This is a genomic window from Halorubrum coriense DSM 10284 (assembly GCF_000337035.1).
Taxonomy (GTDB): Archaea; Halobacteriota; Halobacteria; order Halobacteriales; family Haloferacaceae; genus Halorubrum; species Halorubrum coriense.
The window spans coordinates 24,178-30,363 of the sequence record NZ_AOJL01000007.1 but is presented as its reverse complement, the minus strand read 5'-3'; the positions used below and the strand labels follow the sequence as shown (position 1 = coordinate 30,363).

Below are 6,186 nucleotides of genomic sequence, written 5' to 3'. Positions count from 1 at the left end.
CCGCTCAGAGATGTGTATAAGAGACAGGGTGGGGACGACCTCGGCCGCGCGGCCGGGCGCGTCGGCGTTCCGGGTGCGCGTCTCGACGCCGACGCGCTCGAAGGCGGTCCGGATCTCCGCGGCGCTCACGCGCTCGCTGGGCGTCACCGCGGGCACGTAGTTCCCGACGGGAATGCTCCCGCCGGCGAGGACGTGCGCGAGCAGGTCGACGAGCGCGGCGGCCGTCTCGCCGGCCGGGTCCGGATCGAGCCAGCTGCGGTCGACCGCGCTGTTGATCCCGCGGACCGGGTCGGGGACGGCGTCGTCGAGCCAGCCGCGGACGCGCTCGGCGGGGAGGTCGAGCGCCCGGCCGACGCGGACGCGCCCGGCGTTCGGGTGCTCGGCGGCGTACGCGCGAACGCGGCGGTAGTCGAGGACCTTCTCCCACGGGTCCGGATACACGCGGTCGCTGTAGGTCCGGGAGAGGGACATCGCCGTGGGTTCCATACGCTATCGCTTCACGTCAACGAACCTGACTCTACCCCTCCAATTTTCTCCGCTGATACTCGTGCCAATAAGTACATAAGGGAGATACGCATTTTCACACGTAACCAGCAACCGATCCGAACGAGTTCGCGTCGGCTCCGGCGTCGACGACGGCGTCCGGACTCCCGCGACCGCGTTCGTCGGTGGCCGCTGGGTTCAAACAAATGAAACCAAGCAACCAATCCAACGCGGACGACAGGGCAGTGAGTCCCGTCATCGGCGTCATCCTCATGGTCGCGATTACCGTCATCCTGGCGGCCGTTATCGGGACGTTCGTTCTCGGACTCGGCGATCAGTTAGGCGACACCGCGCCGCAGGCATCGTTCTCGGCTGATAATGCGGAACTTAACAGTAGCAACGTCGACTTCGATATCACGAAGACTGGAGGTCAGGACCTTGATCCCACTGAAATCGTGTTAGTTGTCGATGGAACCCGTGTGGGTACAGTGAATGCGAACGCGACATCGGTTGGCGATCCGTGGCGGACAGGAACAACCGCTGTGTTCGAGAATATCGACAATGGTCAATCCTACAGTGACGGACAAGACGTTGATGTAAGGCTAGTTCACGATCCCAGCGGTAACAGTGTTTACGAGACTACTATAACGGTCCGGTCACCGTAGTATTCTCTAGATACTGTATTTTCGCTGTCTAGCAGTTCTTATTTTATCGTGTGTACAATTGAGGTCTCTTGCTCGCGTCTAGTTTCATATTTAATAGAATTAACTGGAGTACTGGTGGATTACACGGTCGAGAAGTGGCCTCGTCCGCGTAAATTATCAGCTATGCTTCGATTGCCAGTGGCCAGTGAGTACGGTGGGTGTCATCATGGTAAAGAAGACAGAGGACCACAATGAGGTGCGAATTGCCGAGTAAGCGCGGATGTCACTACTGTCACCGAGACGGAGTCAATTGACTGCGCCACCCACCCTCGTTCAACTACTGACAAATCTGGACGACATCGGAGTGCGACAAGGATGGACTCGCGGGGATTTGAACCCCGGGCCTCTTCCTTGCGAAGGAAGCGATCTGCCACTGATCTACGAGCCCTCACGAAAAGACAAACCCCGTTCGTATTTGTACCTTACCTTTCGGCGACCGGTGCGGGAGTGGCTCACATCCGAGCGCCGAACCGGTTCGTCGAACGGTCGAAGAGACCGCGAAGCCGACCGGCACCGACGGGATTACGTACGTCGCAGGCCTACGTTTCGATCGACCGATTCCTCGGCGGGTCTGACGACCCAATAACGTTTCTGAGAAGCTTCACATATTCGTTACCCTTTTGCCTGCGGACGACCGATCGTCTCGTATGTCAGACGCGACGGCGACCGACGCGGACACCGACGTGGACCCGGCCGCGCTCGCGGCCCTCAAACACGTCGGGCTCGTCGGGGGCCTCTCGGAGACGAAGGTGTCGTGCGCGGCGCTCGGCGACCGGCTCGACGCCTCCACGCAGACGGCCTCCCGACGCCTCCAGACGCTCGAATCCGCCGGCTACGTCGAGCGCGACGTGGTCAGCGACGGCCAGTGGGTCCGAGTGACGGAGGCGGGCGAGGCCGCGCTCCGGGCGGAGTACGCCGACTACCGCCGGCTGTTCGAGTCGGACATCGAGCTCTCGCTCCGCGGCGCGGTCACCGGCGGGATGGGCGAGGGCCGCCACTACATCACGCTGCCGGGCTACGCCGAGCAGTTCCACGAGCGACTCGGCTACGACCCGTTCCCGGGCACGCTCAACGTCGACCTCACCGAGGAGAGCGTCCGCCGGCGCGGCGAGATGGCCGGCATCGACGCCGTCCCCATCGACGCGTGGGAGGGCGAGGACCGCACCTACGGCGCGGCCACCTGCTACGGGGTCACCCTCGTCGCGGGCGACGAGCGCTACGACGAGGTCCACGCCATCGTCCCCGACCGGACCCACCACGACGACGACCAGCTCGAACTGATCGCGCCGGACCGGCTGCGCGACGCCCTCGACCTCGGCGACGGCGACTCGGTGGAGGTCCGCGTCGAGCCGACGAGCCGCGCCGACGAGCCCGAGTCGACCGCGGTCGAGACGGAGGTCGCCTGATGCGGGCCGACGTCGACGCCGACCCGGAGGCGAGCGCCGGCACGGCCGACGCGGCCGAGACCGACGTCGCCGAGGCTGACCCCGTCGAGCGCGCCCTCGACGCCTTCCGCGCCGGCGACCCGGTCTGCGTCCACGACTTCGCGGACCGGGAGGGCGAGACCGACATCGTCTACCCCGCGGGCGCGGTCGACGAGGCTGCGGTGGCGCACATGCGCAACGACGCCGGCGGGCTGATCTGCGTGGCCGTGAGCGACGCGGTCGGCGACGCGTTCGACCTGCCGTTCCTCGCGGACGCGCTCGATCACCCCGCGGTCGACGACGACCCGGACTACGACGACCGCTCCTCGTTCTCGCTGCCGGTGAACCACCGCGAGACGTTCACCGGGATCACGGACGCGGACCGCGCGAAGACCATCGTCGAGGTGGCGAACGCGGCCGGCCGCGTCGGCGACGACCCGAGCGGCTACGGCCCGGACGACTTCGCCGGGGAGTTCCGCGCGCCGGGCCACGTCCACGTGCTGCGCGGCGACCGCGACGGGCTCGGCGGGCGGACCGGCCACACCGAACTCGGCCTCGCGATGGCCGAGGCGGTAGGGGCCGCGCCTGCCGCCGTGGTCTGCGAGATGCTCGACGACGAGACGGGCGACGCGCTCGCGCCCGCGGACGCCGCCGCGTACGCGGCCCGGCGCGACATCCCCTACGTCGAGGGCGCGGCCCTCGTCGAGGCGTTGACGTAACGCCGGCTCCCCATCGCCGTCAGCGCGCGGACGAGTTCTCCCCGCGGCAGTCTCGGTCCGGTTGTCACAGTTTTATGCCCGCCGCCCGCAACGAGCGAGTATGGGATTCGACGAGATGGACGTCGACACGATCTGGAAGAACGGGGAGTTCCTCGACTGGGAGGACGCGACGACCCACGTTCTGACCCACGCGCTTCACTACGGGAGCGGCGTGTTCGAAGGCGTCCGCTGTTACGACACGGACAGGGGCCCCGCGGTGTTCCGGTGGGAGGAGCACATCGATCGGCTGTTCGACTCCGCGAAGATGTACGACATGGACATCGAGCACTCCCGCGAGGAGATCACCGAGGCGACGCTCGAACTCCTCGACCGGCAGGACCTCGAGTCCTGTTACATCCGGCCGATCGCCTACTACGGGTACGACTCGCTCGGCGTCTCGCCGGAGGGCTGCCCGACCGACCTCGTGCTCGCCGCGTGGCCGTGGGGCGCGTACCTCGGCGAGGAGGCCCTCGAAGACGGCGTCGACGTGATGGTCTCCTCGTGGCGGAAGCACGCCTCCTCGCAGGTGCCGACGAACGTGAAGACGACCGGGCTTTACGTCAACTCCATGCTGGCGGGCGAGGAGGCGCGCCGGAACGGCTACGTCGAGGCCATCGTCCTCAACAAGGAGGGCAACGTCGCGGAGGGGCCGGGCGAGAACGTCTTCATGGTGAACGACGGCGAGATATACACCACCGGCCCCGCGCAGTCGATCCTCGAAGGGATCACCCGCGACACCGTGATCACCCTCGCCGAGGAGCGCGGCTACGAGGTCCACGACGAGGCCGTCATCTCCCGCGGGCAGCTGTACACCGCCGACGAGCTGTTCTTCACCGGCTCCGCCGCCGAGGTCACGCCGATCCGCTCGGTGGACGACACCGAGATCGGCGCGGGCACCCGCGGCCCGGTGACCGAGGAGCTCCAGCGCGCCTTCTTCGACCTAGTCGAGCGCCGGACGGACGACCACGACGAGTGGTTCACGTACCTGTAGCTCGCGTCACCGGCTTTCACCCGATTAGCGTCATTCGCCCGAACCGCTTCCCCCGGCCGCGGAGCCGTCTCCGTCGCCGGGCGTTCCGTCGGTCCGGACGTGCCCGTACCCCTCCGGACCGTCGGCGTCGCCGCCCTCGGCCGGGTCTTCCTCGTGAACCGGGACCTGATGGGCCGACTCGGCGAAGCCGGCGGAGAGGACCCGCGTCATCCCCTCCTCGACGGTCTCGCCGGTCTCCTCGATCCGCTCCGGCTCGACCTCGATGACGAAGCCGGTGGTGATGTTCGGCGCGGTCGGCATGAACAAGACGATCTTGCCGTCGCGGGTCTTCTTCCCCGTCCGGAAGGCGGTCATCCGGATCCCGGGCCACGTCTCGATGTACACCGGACTCTGAAGCTCGTCGGTGCCGGAGATCGCGGTCTCGATGGCGAGTTTCGAGGCGTTGTACACCACCCGCAGCGCCGGGATCCGGTTTATCGTGTCGTCCACCGCCGACTCCGCCAGCCGCCCCAAGGTAGTTCGCATGAAGTACCCGACCGCGAGGACGACCGTCGCGAACACCGCGAAGGCAATTATCACGCGGGAAACGGGCTCTAGCGGTGCGGGGATGATGTCGGGCTGGAGCCCCTCGATGAGCGGTATCGAGGCGATGTACTGGTAGATCCAGCGGAGGACCAACAGGAGAACGAGAAGCGGGGCCAACACGATGAGCCCGCTGGCGAAGTCGCGTTTCCACGTGGACATCTATTGGATCGGTATGTGTCGGCAATCCTTAAGAGGGCTTCCACGCACCGCGGCCCGGGTCGCGCCGCGTCGAGGAGCCGAGCCCTTCTCGGAACGCCGCGCCGAGGGGTCGGGGGTCCCCGCGACTACGCGCCCAAGACCGCCCGCACCGCGAACGTCAGGTTCTCTTTCCGCTCGCGGACGCGGCGGTAGAAGTACGAGAGCCACTTGCCGCCGTACGGCGCGTACTGGTACACGTCGACGCCCTGCGCGGCGAGGTCGCGCTGCGCGTCCTGACGGACTCCCATCAGCATCTGGACCTCGTAGTCGCCGCCGTGGTCGCGCGAGAGCCGGTCCGCCAGCGAGATCATCTCGGGGTCGTGGCTGCCGACCGCGATCCCCCGGTCGCGGCGCTCGAACAGCGTGGTCAGGTCGTCGCGGTACGCCTCGTCGACGCGCGCCTTCTCGGTGTACGCGATCGACGACGACTCGTCGTAGGCCCCCTTCACGAGCCGGATCTTGCCGGGGACGTCGACGAGTCGGTCGAGGTCGTCCGCGGTGCGCTTGAGGTTCGACTGGATACACTGGCCGACGCTCCACGGGTAGTCGGCGGCGATGGACTCGAACGCGTCGAGGGTGGCGTCGGTGGTGTCGGCGTCCTCCATGTCACACCAGACGAACGCGCCGAGCTCGTCGGCCCGCGCGACGATCTCGCGGTAGTGTTCCTCGAACAGGTCGGCGGAGACGTCCATGCCGATCTGCGAGGGTTTCACCGAGACGCAGGCGTCGAGGCCGCTACCGGCGATGTCGTCGAGCAGTTCGAGGTAGGCGTCGGTGTCGGCGCGGGCGTCCGCGGGGTCGTCGTAGTGTTCGCCGAGCAGGTTCAGGATGACCGCGACGTCGTCTTCGTTGGCGGCGCGAGCGTGGTCGAGAGCCGTCGGGATGCTTTCGCCGGCGACGAAGCGCCGAGCGATGGGTGGAATCATATTACTGATTCCGGTCGGGGCGAACTTTACCTTTGCCGACTCGGCGGCGGTGGCCGCAACGTCGCGCCCGCGGCGGCGACCGCCGGACGCGTCGGCGGGGCGCGGGAGCGATCTCGG

The 6,186-nt window shown here is 67.0% G+C and carries 6 protein-coding genes, 1 tRNA gene and 1 pseudogene; 4 read left to right on the top strand and 4 right to left on the bottom strand.

Features of this window, described 5'->3' with window-relative positions; translation table 11 throughout:
- Positions 1-486, bottom strand: a pseudogene (locus C464_RS00985) (hypothetical protein); the annotation flags it as partial.
- Positions 487-689: 203 nt separating this feature from the next.
- On the opposite strand from C464_RS00985, the gene C464_RS00980 reads away from it, so the two are divergent.
- Entirely contained in the window at positions 690-1,148 is a 459-nt protein-coding gene (locus tag C464_RS00980) for a type IV pilin (RefSeq protein ID WP_049910739.1), read from the top strand.
- 355 nt (positions 1,149-1,503) lie between these two features.
- Here the strand turns inward: C464_RS00980 and C464_RS00975 are convergent.
- Positions 1,504-1,575 (bottom strand) — tRNA-Ala (locus tag C464_RS00975).
- 259 nt (positions 1,576-1,834) lie between these two features.
- On the opposite strand from C464_RS00975, the gene C464_RS00970 reads away from it, so the two are divergent.
- From C464_RS00970 to C464_RS00960, 3 genes are all read left to right on the top strand, one after another.
- Positions 1,835-2,593 carry a DUF120 domain-containing protein gene (locus tag C464_RS00970; RefSeq protein WP_006111604.1) on the top strand — a complete coding sequence of 253 codons (759 nt, stop codon included), beginning with the start codon at positions 1,835-1,837 and terminating at the stop codon, positions 2,591-2,593.
- Complete coding sequence (gene ribB / locus C464_RS00965) at positions 2,593-3,330, top strand: 3,4-dihydroxy-2-butanone-4-phosphate synthase (protein WP_006111603.1); 738 nt, start codon at positions 2,593-2,595, stop codon at positions 3,328-3,330. The genes C464_RS00970 and ribB overlap by 1 nt, the downstream gene beginning before the upstream one ends.
- A 100-nt stretch (positions 3,331-3,430) precedes the next feature.
- On the top strand, positions 3,431-4,360 hold the full coding sequence (locus C464_RS00960) for a branched-chain amino acid transaminase (RefSeq protein ID WP_006111602.1): 930 nt from the start codon (positions 3,431-3,433) through the stop codon (positions 4,358-4,360).
- 30 nt (positions 4,361-4,390) lie between these two features.
- Here C464_RS00960 and C464_RS00955 read toward each other — a convergent pair whose 3' ends face one another.
- A complete protein-coding gene (locus C464_RS00955) occupies positions 4,391-5,104 on the bottom strand; it encodes a DUF502 domain-containing protein (RefSeq protein ID WP_006111601.1) in 714 nt (237 codons plus the stop codon).
- 125 nt (positions 5,105-5,229) lie between these two features.
- On the bottom strand, positions 5,230-6,069 hold the full coding sequence (locus tag C464_RS00950; RefSeq protein WP_006111600.1) for a proline dehydrogenase family protein: 840 nt from the start codon (positions 6,067-6,069) through the stop codon (positions 5,230-5,232).
- Between the last annotated feature and the right edge of the window lie 117 nt (positions 6,070-6,186).

Coding starts and splice junctions, on each gene's coding strand:
- ribB (WP_006111603.1), top strand. CDS start 2,593: ATGCGGGCCGACGTCGACGCCGACCCGGAGGCGAGCGCCGGCACGGCC.
- C464_RS00980 (WP_049910739.1), top strand. CDS start 690: ATGAAACCAAGCAACCAATCCAACGCGGACGACAGGGCAGTGAGTCCC.
- C464_RS00955 (WP_006111601.1), bottom strand. CDS start 5,104: ATGTCCACGTGGAAACGCGACTTCGCCAGCGGGCTCATCGTGTTGGCC.
- C464_RS00960 (WP_006111602.1), top strand. CDS start 3,431: ATGGGATTCGACGAGATGGACGTCGACACGATCTGGAAGAACGGGGAG.
- C464_RS00970 (WP_006111604.1), top strand. CDS start 1,835: ATGTCAGACGCGACGGCGACCGACGCGGACACCGACGTGGACCCGGCC.
- C464_RS00950 (WP_006111600.1), bottom strand. CDS start 6,069: ATGATTCCACCCATCGCTCGGCGCTTCGTCGCCGGCGAAAGCATCCCG.